We start from the raw sequence: 14,875 nt of genomic DNA on the forward strand, positions 1-14,875 counted from the left end.
TTCAGGTGGCCGCGGCCGCATGCTGAGGCATGTGGTCGCGGCCTCCCTGTTTCCGGCGGGTTCCCACCCAGAAGACCGTGCCGGAGACCAGGGCCCAGCCCGCGAGCACCAGGAACGGGAAGATCCGCTGATGCCCCTGGTAGTAGACGGCGGTGTGCTGGGCGTTGACGGACGCGCCGGGCGGCAGCCAGCGTCCGATGTGCCCGAGCACCGAGGGCAGCAGCGGCCAGGACACGGCCCCGCCGGAGGACGGGTTCCCCAGGAGCACCAACAGGCCCCAGGTCGGGATCATGGCCCAGCGCCCCAACAGGGTGTGGAACATGAGGAAGACCATGCCCGTGGTGAACATCGTGAGCGCCAGGATCATCCAGGACTCGAAGAACGGCAGATCGACGGCGCCCAGCAGCCAGTCCACCACTGCGGCGATGCAGAACCCGCCGAGCAGCGCGTAGGCGATCGTGAACGCGATCCGTTCGAGCGGCCGCAGGCCACTGGCGTGCACGTTCAGCTGGATGGAGCCGACGAAACCGATGATGACGGCGGCGAGCGCGATGTAGAAGAGCGCGAGCCCGCGCGGGTCGCCCTTGTGGAGCGGTTTGACGTCCGTGACGGAGACGGGGATGCCGAGCGTGTGCCCCACCTTCACGGCGGACTGCGCGAGCACCTGGGCGACGGCCGCCCCGGAGGCGCCGGCCACGTCGAGTGACACCCCCCGGCTCTCGGCCCGCACGATCGCGAAGACCTGCTGTTCCTCCAGCGCCTCGCGTGCCTCGGCGGGGGTCGCGAAGACGTGGATGACCAAAGAGGCGTCCAGGGCCTTGTCCATCGCGGCGACGAACTCCCTGCCGCGGACCGTGTCCGGCTGACTGACCACGGCGGTCGGGATCCGGTGCGGGGTCGGGTTGGCCATCGCGTACGTGTAGGAGCCGGCGAAGAGCCCGGCGGCGGCCGCGAGGATGAACATGATCACCGTCGCCGGGAGGTAGGGCGACTTCTTGTACGCCGCCCATCTCCGGCCGGGGCCCGGCGGCCGGCCGTGCGCTCCGTGCGGCGGAGCGGGATCGGATGCGGGCGTGGCCGGGTCGGGATCGGGGCCCGGCGTGGCCGGGTCGGGACCGGGCCCGCTCATCCTTCGCCGTCCTCGTCGTGCCGGGCGCGGCTCGGCTGGACCCGTTTCGGTTCGCCGGGCATCTTCGGGTACTCCGGCGGGTACGGCATGTCACCCAGCCCGCGCTCCCGCTCGTCGCGGTCGGCGAGCTCCAGGAGCCCGTCGAGCGGGAAGGCGTGCTCGTCCATGTCCGCGTGCACATCGCCCGTTTCCGCGTACCGCGCCGGCATGGTCCGGATGTCGAAGTCGCGCGGTTCCGCGTCGTCGATCTCCTCCCAGCGCAGGGGCGCCGAGACCGGGGCGTGCGGGCGGGGGCGCACGGAGTAGGCGGAGGCGATCGTGCGGTCCCGGGCGGTCTGGTTGAAGTCGACGAAGATCCGCTCGCCGCGCTCCTCCTTCCACCAGGCCGTGGTCACCCGGTCCGGCATCCGGCGTTCCAGCTCCCGGCCCGCAGCGATGGTCGCCCGCCTGACCTCGGTGAACGTCCAGCGGGCCTCGATGGGAACGAAGACATGGATACCGCGGCCGCCTGAGGTCTTGGGCCAGCCGCGCAGACCGTGGTCGTCCAGTACGGAGCGCAGCTCGTGGGCGGCCCGCACCGCGTCGGCGTAACCGGTGCCGGGCTGGGGGTCGAGGTCGATGCGCAGTTCGTCGGGATGGTCGGTGTCACCGCCCCGGACCGGCCACGGGTGGAAGGTGAGCGTTCCCAGGTTGGCGGCCCAGATGACGGCGGCCACCTCGGTGGGGCAGATCTCGTCGGCGGGGCGGCCGCTGGGGAAGGCGATGCGGGCGGTGGGGATCCATTCGGGGAGGTTCTTCGGGGCCCGTTTCTGGTAGAAGAACTCGCCCTCGACCCCGTCCACGAAGCGCTGGAGGGTGGTCGGCCGGTTGCGCAGGGCACGGGTGATGCCGGGGCCCACGGCCAGGAAGTACTCGGCCACGTCCCTCTTGGTGTAGCCCTTCTCCGGGAAGTAGACCTTGTCCGGACTGGACAGCCGGACGGGCCGTCCGCCCGCGTCCAGCTCCACCGCTTTGCCCGCTGCTGCCATGTCGGCCACGGTAGGCCGGGCACGCATATGCCGCATATCGGGAGACTCCGATCGTCGGACGGTCCACAATCGGGGCATGGATCTGCCGGTGATGCCGCCCGTGAAGCCGATGCTCGCCAAGTCCGTGTCCCGGATCCCGCCGGGCATGCAGTACGAGGCCAAGTGGGACGGCTTCCGGGCGATCGTGCACCGGGACGGCGACGAGGTGGTGATCGGCAGCCGCACCGGAAAGCCGCTCACCCGCTACTTCCCCGAGCTGGTCACAGCGGTCCGGGACAACCTGCCGGACCGCTGTGTGATCGACGGCGAGATCGTGGTCGCGCACGAGGGGCGGCTCGACTTCGACCGGCTGAGCGAGCGTATCCACCCCGCCGACTCCCGGGTACGGCTGCTCGCCGGGCAGACCCCGGCCAGTCTGGTCGCCTTCGACATCCTCGCGGTGGGCGACGACTCCCTCCTGAGTGCGCGGCAGTCGCAGCGGCGAACGGTGCTGGAGGCCGCGCTGTCCGGCGCGTCGGCGCCCGTCCACCTCGCCCCGGCGACCACTGACCCGGCTGTCGCCCAGGAGTGGTTCGAACAGTACGAGGGTGCCGGTCTCGACGGGGTCGTCGCCAAACCGCTCGATCTGCCCTACCGGCCGGACACCCGGGTGATGTACAAGATCAAGCACGAGCGGACCGCCGACTGCGTGGTGGCGGGCTACCGCCACCACAAGAGCGGCCCGGTCGTCGGATCGCTGCTGCTCGGCCTGTACGACGAGGAGGGTGTCCTCCAGCACGTGGGGGTCTGCGCGGCCTTCCCGATGAAGCGCCGCGCGGAGCTGGTCACCGAACTGGAGCCGCTGGTGACGGACTTCGCCGGCCATCCCTGGGGGGCCTGGCAGGACGCCGGGGCGCACGAGCACGCCCGGCTGCCCGGCAACCCGAGCCGGTGGTCCGGCAAGAAGGACCAGTCGTGGGTGCCGGTGCGCCCGGAGCGGGTCTGCGAGGTGGCGTACGACCACATGGAGGGTGACCGGTTCCGGCACACGGCCCAGTTCCGCCGGTGGCGGCCGGACCGCACCCCCGAGAGCTGCACGTACGCGCAGCTGGAAGAGGTGGTGCGGTACGACCTGGCCGCGGTGCTGTCGGCCGGCGGCTGAGCCGGACGGGCCGGTTTCAGTCGGCGGCCGGCGGCAGCGTGGGGGTGGAGCAGGGCTCGGGGGTCGTGCTCGGATCGGGTGACGGCGACTCCGTGGCCCCGGTGGTGCCGTCCGGGTCCGGCGACGGGGAGCCCGTCTCGCAGCCCGGAGCGGGCTTGGTGGTGCTCGGGTCGGGGTCCGGGCTGGTGGACGGGTCGGGGCTGGTGCCGGGATCGGGGGTGGCGGATCCGCTGTCGGCCGGATCGGGCGAGGAGCCCGGGTCGGTGGAACCGCCGGGGTCCGGGGAGCCCGAATCGCCGGGCGAGGGGGTCGGGGACGTCGGGGCCTTGGTGTGGCCGGGCTGCGGGCCGACCTCGATGCCACCGCCGTCGCCGTCGCCCGATCCGCCCACGGGGTGCTTGGGCTCGTTCGGGCTCCCGGCGCCGGGGCTCCTGGGCACCGGGCCCCGGCCGTCGGTGACCGGATGGGTGCCCTTGCGGTAGAACTCCAGCCAGGAGCGCACGGTACGCAGATACGTGTCCGAGTGGTTGTAGCTCAGGATCGCCCGGTCGAGATCCGCCCGCACCCTCAGATCGCGCGGCCCGGCGCAGAGGTAGGCCCCCGCGGCCAGCGCCGCGTCGTAGACGTTGCTCGGGTCACTGCGCCCGTCACCGTTGCCGTCCCTCCCCCAGTGCGCCCAGGTCGAGGGGATGAACTGCATCGGGCCGACCGCCCGGTCGAAGGTCTTGTCCCCGTCGTACGCCCCGCCGTCGGTGTCAGGGATGTTGGCGAATCCCGCGCCGTTGAGCACCGGTCCGAGGATCGGCGAGAGCGTCGTGCCCTGGGCGTCGACCCGGCCGCCGCCCGCGTGCCCGGACTCGACCTTGCCGATGGCCGCCAGTAACTGCCACGGCAGCCCGCAGCCCGGGGCGCTGCGTCCCAGTGAGCTCTCCGCCTTGCGGTAGGCGGCGAGCACCGTGGCCGGAATCCCCGCCTCGGCCCACGAGGCGGTGACGGCCCGGCTCTGCTTGACGCCCCGTTTCGGGGGCTCGGGGCTCTTCAGCGGCGGCAGTTCGGTGTGGTACGAGTCGTCGTTGGGTACCTCCGACCACCTGACCTCGTCGGTCTTCTGGCGCTGTTCGTGCGTCTCCTCGTGCGCCACGAACCCCGGCCCCTGGGAGGCGGTGAGCGCTGCCATCGCGGCGACGGCGGCTGCGGTGCCACCGAGTCCGCGGCGCATGGTGCCGTTGAACCTCATGCGTGCTCTCCTCTCCCCCGGGGTCACCGGGAGAACGTGTCGATGGCCGATATCCGCCAGGTGCCGCCCCGGCGGACCGCGTCCACGGCGAACATCGCCGCGGCGTACGTCGTCTCCTCGGACTTGCCGGTACGGGTGTTGCTCTGGTCGGCGAAGATCAGCAGCCGGGCCCGGTCGCCGTCGAGCAACTCCACACCGCTCTCGGTGACGGTCGTGGTGAGGACGAGCTTCTGCTTGGGCGCCTGCGCCCGTACGTCGGCGAGCATGTCCTTGTGCTGCTGGACCGCCTTGCCCACCAGGTAGGTCTTCACCGCGGTGTCGGCCTTGGCCGGCGAGGCGTAGTTGTACGAGAACACCGCGCCCACCGCCTCGGTGATCTGGCCCTTCACCTCGCTGGTGCGGCTGATGTCGGTGAGGGCGGTGTTCTGCCGGCTCGGGTCGTCGCGCAGACTGCCCGCCGAGGTGAACGCCCAGGCGGCGAAGGAGCCGAGAAGTACGGTCAGGACGCACAGGACGGCGGGCAGCGAGAACCGGAGCCGGAGCGGCCGCCCGGACGGCGGCTCCTCCCTCTCCGGCCTCCCCTCCGATTCGGCATCGGCATCGGCATCGGCATCGGGGCTGTCTTCGCCGGCCGCGGTGGCGCTCTCCTGCCCGGCCTCGCCGGGCTCGGTGTCCGGCCCGGCGGGCCTGGGCGCGGTGGCGGTCGTGGCGGTGCGTTCCGCCGCGGCGACGGTGGCCAGGCGGCGCTGCCGGTTGACGAGGTGACGGGTCGTCGACATGTCCGGGAATCCTCTCGGTGCGGGGTGGGAGTCGGTGGCGTCAGCCGGCCGTGTTGCCGACGGGCGCCTGACCGAGGGCGCTGAGCTTCCACCCCTCGGAGGTACGGGTGAGCTGCCCGAGCATCCGGCTCTCCTTCACCGCGGGCTTGCCCTTCGGCGCGGTCACGGTCACCCGCAGCGCCACCATGACCCCGGCCCGGCCGGCCCGGTCGTCGAGCTCCGTGACCGCGCCGGACAGCACCTTGGCCGTGCTGACGGTCCTGGCCTCCTGGATCTGCTTCACGAACGCGTCCCGCCCGTCGACGAGTTGCTGGTGCAGGTCGCCGGTGGTGGAGTCCTCCCAGCTGTCGAGACCCTTGGCCAGCTTCTGGTGGTCGAGCGTGTTCATGTTCTGCACGGCCTGCTCGCCCGCGGCCAGCGCGTCGTCGCGGGTCTGCGCGTACGCCGCCGAGTCGTCGTGCGATGCCTGGTACCGGGACACTCCGCCCCAGCCCGCCGCGCCGGCCGCCGCGACCGTCAGCACGATCGCCGCCGCCACCAGCGGATTCCTCGTCATCCGTACCCGTGCCATTGCTGCCTCTCCCTGCCGGCCGGCCCTGTGCTGTGTCGTGCTGTGCTGTGTCGTGCGGTGCGGTGTTCGGTAGGTCCGTACCGCGCTATCTAGAGGTGATCTCGATGATCGTCCAGCGCCCGTCCCGCAGTTGGGCGGTGACGGAGAGCTGCGCCGCCGCCGTGCTGGCGGTCTTTCCCTGGCGTTCGTAGACCTGGTCGAGGAACACGAGCAGATGGGCGCTGTCGTGGCTCAGCCGGGTCACCCCGGCGCGTACGACATGGGTGGTGAGGGTGAGCTTCTGGTCGGCTGCCTGCTTCTCGACCTGGCCGAACAGCGCCGCGTACTGCTGGAGCGCCTTGCCCGCCAGCAGTTGCCTCGCGGACTCCTTGGTGACGGCGGTGGCCGAGGGGCTGTAGGAGAAGACCTTGCCGAGCGCGTTGGTGACGTCGCCCGCGACCCGGGTGGTCGCCTCGCTGTCGGTGAGCGCCGTGTTGGAGGTGGCCGGGGTGTCGCGCAGCTGCCGGCCCATGACGAAGAGTCCGCCACCGGCCGCGAGCAGCGCCACGACCAGTACCCCCGCCACGAGGCGCAGCCGGCGGCGGCCCGTGCCGGATGCCGGTTCGTCCCGTCCAGCCCCGGTCCTCGCGGACTCGTCCGTTGCGGGCAGCTCCGTTGCGGGGCCGTCCGTTCCGGGCTCCTGCGGGTGTTCCCCGTCCCCGGTCGCCCCGAGCTCCCCGACGTCCTCCACCTCCGTGCCGGTGGTCACGACCGTCGCCCCTGCCTGCCGCCTCATGTGCCGCTCCCGACCGGTATCGCCGTCAGTGCCTTGACCTTCCAGCCGTCCGCGGTCCGGGCGAGGGTGGCCTCGAAACGCTTGCGTTCGGCGCCGCCCTTCCCGGTGCGCGGAGTGACCTGGACATCGACGGTCGCGATCATCTGTGCCGTGCCGGTCCGGTCGTCGAGCGCGGTGAGCGCCGCGTCGGTGACCTTCCCCCTCGCCGTGGAACCGGACTTCGTCAGCTCGCGCGCGTCCTTGGTCCGGGTGCGCTTCAGCTGTTCGTGCAGCGGTCCGGTCGAGGACCGGAGCCAGCTGCCCAGACCGGCGTCCACGCTCTTGGCGTCCTTGCCGTCCAGGCTGTTGAGCCGGGCGAGGTGCGCTCTCCCGTCGGCCAGGGCGGTGTCCCGGCTCTTGGCGTACGCCAGGTCGTCGTCGCCGCGCGCCTGGGCGTACGACCAGCCGCCGAGCGCGCAGATCAGTGCGGCGACGAGCAGTGCGGCCCAGCCGATCGATGTCCTCGTACGGGATGTCATGAGCCGCCTCCCTGGCCGAGACCCAGCAGACCGGCCATGCCATCGGCGGCCGGGGCGGTGTCGGGGGTGACACCGAGCGCCCCGGGAAGCCGGTCCGTCGAGGTGTCGTCGCCCAGGAGCATCGAGCCGGGTTTGGCCGGCGGGGGCAGGGCCCCGCCCTTCGGCGCGTTCGCGCTGCCCCGGACGTTGACGCCCGTTCCGGGCGAGGAGGTGCAGCGGGCCTTGGTGTTGAGCGTGGGGCCTGCCGTGACGTCGAGCCCGTTGCGGTAGGTCGTACCGCCGTAGCCCGAGGTGCAGGGCAGCGGCTCGAAGAAGGTGACGGACATGCCGAACCGGGCACCGTTCTCGTCGACGGCGCTGGAGCCCACGGCCGCGACCTCGGGGACCTTCACCAGCAGTTCCTCCAGTCCGCGCTGCCGGGTGACGGCGACGTCCGAGGTGGTGAGGAGGTTGGCGACGACGACGCCGAAGCTCGGGTCCAGGTCCCGCAGGAGTCCGCTGATCTGGCCGGTGGCGTCGGGGGCGACCGCGATCAGCTTGCGCAGATCGGTGTCGGACCCCTTGAGTTCGGCGGCCAGTTCCTTGGCGCCGGACGCGAAGCCCTTGAGCGCGTCGCCCTGTTCGGCCTGGGTGCGCAGCACGGTCTCGCCGTCGATCATCAGCCGGGTGTTGACGGGCAGTGCGTCGTCGGCCGCCTGGACGAAGTCGCTGCTGGTGTCCAGCAGTACCTGGAGGTCGTCGCCGCGCCCCTCGAAGGCGGTGCCGAACTCCTCGACGACCGTGCGCAGGGATTCCAGGTCGACGGAGCCGGCGAGGTCGTCGACGCTGGTGAGTACGTCGGTGACGGGGGCCGGGATCGTGGTGTCGGCCTGGTCGATGACGGAGCCGTTCGCCAGGTACGGGCCATCGGTGCGGGTCGGCCGCAGGTCGATGTACTCCTCGCCGACCGAGGAGAGGTTGGCGACGACGGCTTTCAGGGCGTCCGGGATGGGCGGGGAGTCCTTCTCGATGCGGAGTTCGGCCTCCACGCCGTCGTCGGTGAGCTCGATCGGCCCGACCCGGCCCACGGACACCCCCCGGTAGGTGACGTTGGAGTGGGTGAACAGGCCGCCGGTCTGCGGGAGCTGGACCTTGACGGTGTAGTAGCTGCGCAGGCCGACGTAGTGGCCGAGGTCGGCGTAGCGCACCCCGAGGTAGCCGAGGACGAGCACCGCGATGATCAGGAAGGCGATGTTCTTGAGCCGGATGGCCAGGGTGATCATCGGTTGCTCCCCTTCGTGGCCGGTCCCGTGACCGAGGGAAGCGGCAGCGGCAGTGCCGCGCCGGACTTCTGGGCGGTGCTGCCCTGGACGGCCGGGGGTGTGGTGCCGCCGGCCGGGTCGAGCGGCGGAATGATCTGGGTGCCGGGCAGGGCCGTCACATCCAGGTAGACGTTGAGGTAGTCACCCTTCACTCCGCTCAGCACCTCGTCGGTGAACGGGTACGTCAGCAGCACCTGGAGCGAGTCGGGCAGATCCTGGCCGGAGTCGGCGAGGGCCTGGAGGGTGGGAGTGAGGGCCTTGAGGTCGGCGACCATGTCGGCCTTGCTCTTCTTCACCGTGTCGACGGCGACGTCGGAGAGCGTGTCGAGCGAGCTGAGCATGGTCATGAGCGAGCCGCGCTGCTTCTCCAGGACCTTCATGCCGGGGCTGAGCTTGGTGAGGACGGTGCCGACGTCCTGCTTTCGGGTGGCGAGGGTGGCGGACAGCCGGTTGACGCCGTCGAGGGCGTCGGTGATGTCCCCTCTGTGGTCGTCCAGGTTGGTGACGAGGGTGTTGACCCGGCTGAGCATGGAGCGGACCTGGGGCTCCTGTCCGGCCAGTGCCTTGTTGAGCTCGGTGGTGATGGTCTTCAGCTGGTCGATGCCGCCGCCGTTGAGGAGCATCGACAGTGCGCCGAACACCTCCTCGACCTCCGGGTTCCGGTTGGTCCGGGTGAGCGGGATGCGGTCCCCGTCGGCGAGGGCGCCCTTGGCGGTGCCGGACGCGGGGGGCGAGAGCTGGATGTACTTCTCGCCGAGCAGGCTGGACTGTTCCAGGTGCGCGTACGCGTTCGCGGGGAGTCTGATCCCCCCGTTGACCCGCATGGTGACCTTGGCGTTCCAGCTGCCCGGGGCCAGCGAGATCTTGGTGACCCGGCCGACGGCCACGTCGTTGACCTTCACCGAGGACTGCGGGGCGAGGCTGAGCACGTCCCCGAACTCGGCGGTGATCTCGTACGGGTGGTCGCCGAGGTCCGCGCCGCCCGGCAGCGGCACCTGGTCGATGCCGGTGAACGTCGGCAGGTCGACCGTGGTGACGATCAGGGCCAGGCCGACGGCCACCGCCAGCACGGCGGCGACGCCGGTCGCGCGGGCGCCGGGCCGGCGCAGGACGCGGTTCATCGCTTCGCCCCCTTCTTCTGCGTGGCGGTCTTCTCGGGGGTGCCGTAGACGGTGCCCACGGCGGGCAGCGGCAGCGAGGGCAGCGCCTTCTGGCGGGCGGCGTCCACGGGTGAGAGTCCGTTCAGGCCGACGGACTCGTCCGAAAGCGGTCCGCCCATGGAGAGTTCGTTGAGGTTGGTACGGCCGTTGATGGTGCGGTTCAACGGGTCGTAGGCCTTGATCACGTTGTCCGCGGCGAGCGGCAGCGTGTCCATCGACTCGGCGAGCGAGGCCCGCTGGTCGACCAGGGTCTGGGTGATCGGCACCAGGGCGTCCACGTTCGCCTTCAGGGCGCCGCGGTTGTCCTTGATGAAGGTCTTGACCTGGCCGAGGGCGGTGCCCAGTTCCTTCAGGGCCGCGCTGAGGTTCTTCTTGTCGTCGGCCAGGAATCCGGTGACCGAGTTGAGCTGTTGTTCGGCCTCGCGGACGTTGCCGTCGTTGTCCTTCAGCATGGTGGTGAAGGTCTGCAGGTAGGACAGGGTGTCGAAGAGGTTCCCGCTGCTCTTGTCGAGGGTCTTCGTCGCCTTGCCGAACTGTTCGATGGAGTCCCCGATCGCCCTTCCGTTGCCGTCGAGGTTCTTCGCCCCGGTGTCCAGGAGCTTCGCCAGCGCGCCGTCGGAGTTGGCCCCGTCGGGGCCGAGGGCGGTGGAGAGTTCCGTGATGGAGGCGTACAACTGGTCGACCTCGACCGGGGTGGCGTTGTGCGACGCGGGCAGTTCCGCCTCGTCCGCCAGCACCGGCCCCCCTTCGTACGCGGGGGCGAGCTGGACGTACCGGTCGGCGACCAGGCTGGGGGCGACGACCACGGCGTGCACGTCCTTGGGCACCTTGACGCCCTTGTCGACGCGGAGCCTGACCTCGACCTCCTCGCCCTTCGGCCGCACCGACTCGACCGTGCCGACCTTCACTCCGAGGATCCGCAGGTCCGATCCGGCGTACACACCGGTGGCCTGGTCGAAGTAGGCGGTGACCGTCGTCTTCCCCTCGTCGTCCATGGCCATCACGCCGGAGGCGGCCGCGACAGCCACGACGGCGAGTCCGGCGCCGATGCCGACGATGCGCGTGAGTCTCATGTCAGCGGCCGCCTTGCTGCTTGGGTGGCATGCATCCGGTGGCCGGGGGCGTGCCGGCGGGGAGGTAGTTCCTCGGGACGACCCCGCAGACGTAGTTGTCGAGCCAGCGGCCGTTGCCGAGCGTGTTGCCGACGAGCCGGTTGTAGGAACCCGCCAGCGACAGCACCTTGTCGAGGCTCTTGCGGTTCTTGACCAGGACGGCGGTGACCCGGCCGAGCGAGTCCAGGGTGGGCTTCAGCTGCTTGTTGTTGTCCGCGACCAGGCCGGTGAGCTGGGTGCCGAGGTCCCGGGTGCCGGTGAGCAGCAGATGGATGGAGTCGCGGCGGGCCTGGATCTCGCCGAGGAGCAGGTTGCCGTCCTCCAGCAGGGTCTCGAAGCTGCTCTTCTTGTGGGCGAGGGTCTTGGTCAGCTGCTTGCTGCCCTTGAGGAGCGTGGCCAGCTGGGCGTCCCGCTGGGACACGGTCCTGGAGAGTGCGGAGAGCCCGTCGGCGGCGCTCTTCACATCGGGCGGCGAGTCCTTGAAGGTGGCGGAGATCGTCTCGAAGCTCTTGGCGAGCTGCTTGGTGTCGATCTCCCCGATGGTCTCGCCGAGTCCGTTGAACGCCTGGGTGACGTCGTACGGGGAGGTGGTGCGGCTCGCGGTGATGCGCCGGTCCGGGTCCTGGGGCCCGGTGCCGAGCGGGTCGACGGCGAGGTACTTGTCGCCCAGCAGGGTCTTGATGGCGATGCCCACGGTGGAGGAGTTGCCGATCCAGGCGTCCTTGACCCGGAAGCTGACCTTGACCTTGGCGCCGTCGAGCGAGACTCCGGTGACCTCGCCGACCTTGACGCCTGCGATCCGTACCTCGTCGCCGGCGTCGAGCCCGGCGGACTCGGTGAAGTCGGCGGTGTAGGTGGTGCCGCCGCCGATGAAGGGCAGCGAATCGGCGCGGTAGGCGCCGAAGCCGATGAGGGCCAGGACGAGGAGTCCGGCGATGCCGATGGCGACGGGGTTGCGTTCCCGCAGGGGTTTGATTCTCATGCCAGGCACCTCGGCTGGGTGATCGCGATGCCGGTGGGCGGCTCGCTGCCGTCCTCGGTGCTCACACCGCTGACCTTGGCCTCGCAGAGATAGAGGTTGAGCCAGGACCCGTACGAGGCGAGCCGGCCGATCGCCTCCATCTTGGCGGGGGTCTTCTTCAGGAAGTTCTCGATCTGCGGAGTGCCCTTGCCCAACTGGTCGGAGAGGCGGCCGAGTTCCTTGATGTCGTCCTTGAGGGGCTTACGTCCGTCCTGGAGCAGGTCGGCGGTGACGGTGGTGAGCGCGCCCATCGCGGTGACTGCCTGCCCGAGCGGTTTGCGGTCGCCGGAGAAGCCCGTGACGAGCTGCTGGAGCGTGTCGACGAGGTCGTTGAAGCCGGCCTCCCGGTCGTTCACGGTCTTCAGGACCGTGTTGAGGTTCTTGATCACCTCACCGATCACCTTGTCCTTGGCCGCGACCGTGGAGGTCAGTGAGCCGACGTGCTGGAGGATGCTGTCGACGGTGCCGCCCTCGCCCTGGAGCACCTGGACGATGGAGCCGGCGAGCTGGTTGACGTCGGGCGGGGACAGCCCTTCGAAGAGCGGCTGGAAGCCGTTGAAGAGCTGGGTCAGATCGAGGGCCGGGGTGGTGCGTGAGAGCGGAATGGTCGCTCCGGCGGCGAAGCTCCGGCCGACCGGTCCGGCGCCCTGGTCGAGGTCGATGTAGCGCTGCCCGACCATGTTGAGGTACTTGATCGACGCGGTCACCGAGGCGGGGAGGCTGCGTCCCTTGCGGACGGCGAAGCCGACCTCGGCGCGCCGCCTGTCCGCGACCTTGATCGACTCGACCTGCCCGACCTTGACCCCGGCGATCCGTACGCTGTCGCCGACGATCAGCCCGGTGGCGTCGGTGAACCTCGCCTTGTACGTGGTGGTGTCACCGACCCCGGTGTTGGCGATGGACAGTCCCAGGACGGTGGTGGCCAGGACGGTCACCAGGATGAAGACGATCGATTTCGCGAGCGGTCCCGCGAGGGAGCGGCGCTTCACTTGAGCTTCACCTCCGCGCCGCGGAAGGCCGGACCGATGAGCACGCTGCTCCAGTCGGGCAGGGTCTGCGGCTGGACTTTCAGTGAGGGAGCGACCAGCTCGTTGACGAGCCGGCTCTCCTGCGGGGAGTTGGGCATGCCGAGGGAGGTGTCCGTGGCGGCGGGGCCGGTGCCGGTCTGCTCGTCCGCGGCCGGCTTGTCGCCGGGGGCCGGCGAGGCGGCGGCGCGTCCGGCGGCCGTCGGCTCGGTCGTACCGACGTACGGCACCGAGTAGCAGTGCGGTCCGCCGGTCGCGTCGTAGACCGGGGTGTCCTTGCCGGACACGTACTTCCCCTTGGACTTCACGGACTTGACGGTGACGTGGAGGCCGGGCTGTCCGGTTCCCTTGCCGAGTGCCTTGTCCATCGCCGGGACGAATCCGGCCACGGTCCGCAGGGTGCAGGGGAATTCGTCGGAGTACTTCGCGAGGAGTTCCAGCGTCGGCCTGCCCGTGGCGGAGAGCCGGATGAGGTTGTCCTTGTTCTCCTGGAGGAACGAGGTGAGGTCCTGCGCGGAGGCGGTCGTGGATCCGTAGAGGTCGGCGAGCTCCGCCTGCTGGTCGGCGAGGGTGCCGCTGGTGGTGGTGAAGTCGGTGAGTGCGTCCAGGACATCCGGTGCGGCGTCCCCGTACACCCTGCTCACCTTGACGAGTTCCTTGATGTCGGCGTTGAGCGTGGGGAGCTGGGGGTTGAACTTCTGGAGGTGCGCGTCGAGGGTGACCAGGGTGTCGCCGAGCTTCTCGCCGCGTCCCCGCAGTGCCTGGGAGACCGCGTTGAGGGTGGCGGAGAGCTTCGCCGGCTGTACCGCGGTCAGCAGCGGCAGGACGTTGTCGAGGACCTCTTCCAGCTCGATGGCGTTGCTGGAGCGGTCCTGCGGGATGACGGCCCCGGCGCGCAGCGTCCGCGCGGACGGTACGGCGGGCGGCACGAGTGCCACGAACCGTTCGCCGAACAGGGTGGTGGGCAGCATCTGGGCGGTGACGTCGGCCGGGATCCGGTCGAGTTCGCCGGGCTTGATCGCGAGGGTGAGGCGGGCGCCCTCGCCGTCGGCCGAGATGTCGCGGACCTGGCCGATGACGACTCCGCGCAGCTTCACATCGGCGTTGTCGTGCATCTCGTTGCCGACGCTTGCGGTCCGTACCGTCACCGTCGCGTCGTCGGTGAAGTCCTTGTTGTACACGGCTATCGACACCCAGATGAGTACGGCGGGCACGAGCAGGAGGGCGACTCCGGCGAGTCTGCGGCGGGCGGTACGCGTGGTCCGGGAGTTCATCAGCCGGCCACCTTCACCGTCGTCGTGGCGCCCCAGATGGCGAGCGAGAGGAAGAAGTCGGTGACGCTGATCAGCACGATCGCGTTGCGCACCGACCGGCCGACCGCCACTCCCACTCCGGCGGGGCCGCCGGTGGCGTGGAAGCCGTAGTAGCAGTGCGCGAGGATCACCATCACGCTGAAGATCAGCACCTTGAGCACCGACAGCAGTACGTCCTGCGGGGACAGGAAGAGGTTGAAGTAGTGGTCGTAGGTGCCGGCCGACTGCCCGTTGAACAGGACGGTGACGTAGCGGGAGGAGACGTAGGAGGAGAGCAGTCCGATCGCGTACAGCGGGACGATGGCGACGACCCCGGCGATGATGCGGGTGGTGACGAGGTAGGGCATGGACCGCACGCCCATCGCCTCCAGGCCGTCGATCTCCTCGTTGATCCGCATGGCGCCGAGCTGTGCGGTGAAGCCCGCACCGACGGTCGCGGAGAGCGCGAGTCCGGCGACGAGCGGGGCGATCTCACGGGTGTTGAAGTAGGCGGAGATGAAGCCGGTGAAGGCCGCGGTGCCGATCTGGTCGAGCGCCGCGTACCCCTGGAGGCCGACGACCGTACCGGTGGCCAGCGTCATCGCGATCATCACGCCGATGGTGCCGCCGACGACACCGAGGCCGCCGCTGCCGAAGGCGACTTCGGCCAGGAGCCGCTGCACCTCCTTGAGATAGCGCCGCAGGGTCCTGGGGATCCAGAGCAGTGCCCGTACATAGAAGGTGAGTTGGTCACCGGATCGGTCGAGCCAGCTGAGCATCGACATC

The 14,875-nt window shown here is 70.4% G+C and carries 15 protein-coding genes; 1 reads left to right on the top strand and 14 read right to left on the bottom strand.

Annotation, left to right across the window (positions count from 1 at the left end; translation table 11 throughout):
* Position 1: 1 nt before the first annotated feature.
* Positions 2–1,129 (bottom strand): ABC-2 transporter permease, encoded by a 1,128-nt coding sequence (locus ACZ6S6_RS06030; protein ID WP_469704133.1) that lies wholly within the window; start codon positions 1,127–1,129, stop codon positions 2–4.
* Positions 1,126–2,136, bottom strand: coding sequence for a non-homologous end-joining DNA ligase (gene ligD / locus ACZ6S6_RS06035; protein WP_469704247.1), 1,011 nt, complete (start codon positions 2,134–2,136; stop codon positions 1,126–1,128). The genes ACZ6S6_RS06030 and ligD overlap by 4 nt, the downstream gene beginning before the upstream one ends.
* A 97-nt stretch (positions 2,137–2,233) precedes the next feature.
* On the opposite strand from ligD, the gene ACZ6S6_RS06040 reads away from it, so the two are divergent.
* Entirely contained in the window at positions 2,234–3,298 is a 1,065-nt protein-coding gene (locus ACZ6S6_RS06040) for an ATP-dependent DNA ligase (RefSeq protein ID WP_362952568.1), read from the top strand.
* A 16-nt stretch (positions 3,299–3,314) separates the two neighbouring features.
* Here the strand turns inward: ACZ6S6_RS06040 and ACZ6S6_RS06045 are convergent, their stop codons facing one another.
* From ACZ6S6_RS06045 to ACZ6S6_RS06100, 12 genes are all read right to left on the bottom strand, one after another.
* Positions 3,315–4,535 carry a lytic transglycosylase domain-containing protein gene (locus ACZ6S6_RS06045; RefSeq protein ID WP_469704134.1) on the bottom strand — a complete coding sequence of 407 codons (1,221 nt, stop codon included), beginning with the start codon at positions 4,533–4,535 and terminating at the stop codon, positions 3,315–3,317.
* 23 nt (positions 4,536–4,558) lie between these two features.
* Positions 4,559–5,314, bottom strand: a complete 756-nt coding sequence (locus ACZ6S6_RS06050) for a hypothetical protein (RefSeq protein ID WP_469704135.1) — start codon at positions 5,312–5,314, stop codon at positions 4,559–4,561.
* 40 nt (positions 5,315–5,354) lie between these two features.
* Positions 5,355–5,885, bottom strand: coding sequence for a nuclear transport factor 2 family protein (locus tag ACZ6S6_RS06055; protein ID WP_385026608.1), 531 nt, complete (start codon positions 5,883–5,885; stop codon positions 5,355–5,357).
* Between the two features lie 85 nt (positions 5,886–5,970).
* Positions 5,971–6,660 carry a hypothetical protein gene (locus ACZ6S6_RS06060; RefSeq protein ID WP_469704136.1) on the bottom strand — a complete coding sequence of 230 codons (690 nt, stop codon included), beginning with the start codon at positions 6,658–6,660 and terminating at the stop codon, positions 5,971–5,973.
* A complete protein-coding gene (locus tag ACZ6S6_RS06065; RefSeq protein ID WP_362952558.1) occupies positions 6,657–7,178 on the bottom strand; it encodes a hypothetical protein in 522 nt (173 codons plus the stop codon). The genes ACZ6S6_RS06060 and ACZ6S6_RS06065 overlap by 4 nt, the downstream gene beginning before the upstream one ends.
* Complete coding sequence (locus ACZ6S6_RS06070; protein WP_362952556.1) at positions 7,175–8,440, bottom strand: MlaD family protein; 1,266 nt, start codon at positions 8,438–8,440, stop codon at positions 7,175–7,177. Before ACZ6S6_RS06070 ends, ACZ6S6_RS06065 begins: the two co-directional genes overlap by 4 nt.
* Complete coding sequence (locus ACZ6S6_RS06075) at positions 8,437–9,600, bottom strand: MCE family protein (RefSeq protein WP_362952554.1); 1,164 nt, start codon at positions 9,598–9,600, stop codon at positions 8,437–8,439. Before ACZ6S6_RS06075 ends, ACZ6S6_RS06070 begins: the two co-directional genes overlap by 4 nt.
* A complete protein-coding gene (locus tag ACZ6S6_RS06080) occupies positions 9,597–10,712 on the bottom strand; it encodes an MCE family protein (protein WP_469704137.1) in 1,116 nt (371 codons plus the stop codon). Before ACZ6S6_RS06080 ends, ACZ6S6_RS06075 begins: the two co-directional genes overlap by 4 nt.
* Before the next feature lies 1 nt (position 10,713).
* Positions 10,714–11,733, bottom strand: a complete 1,020-nt coding sequence (locus ACZ6S6_RS06085; protein WP_469704138.1) for an MCE family protein — start codon at positions 11,731–11,733, stop codon at positions 10,714–10,716.
* Complete coding sequence (locus ACZ6S6_RS06090; RefSeq protein WP_469704139.1) at positions 11,730–12,761, bottom strand: MCE family protein; 1,032 nt, start codon at positions 12,759–12,761, stop codon at positions 11,730–11,732. Before ACZ6S6_RS06090 ends, ACZ6S6_RS06085 begins: the two co-directional genes overlap by 4 nt.
* Complete coding sequence (locus ACZ6S6_RS06095; RefSeq protein ID WP_362952546.1) at positions 12,758–14,071, bottom strand: MCE family protein; 1,314 nt, start codon at positions 14,069–14,071, stop codon at positions 12,758–12,760. The genes ACZ6S6_RS06090 and ACZ6S6_RS06095 overlap by 4 nt, the downstream gene beginning before the upstream one ends.
* Positions 14,071–14,874: an MlaE family ABC transporter permease gene (locus ACZ6S6_RS06100; RefSeq protein ID WP_362952544.1), complete on the bottom strand. Its 804-nt coding sequence runs from the start codon at positions 14,872–14,874 to the stop codon at positions 14,071–14,073. The genes ACZ6S6_RS06095 and ACZ6S6_RS06100 overlap by 1 nt, the downstream gene beginning before the upstream one ends.
* Between the last annotated feature and the right edge of the window lies 1 nt (position 14,875).

The organism is Streptomyces sp. NPDC048671 (genome assembly GCF_055587045.1).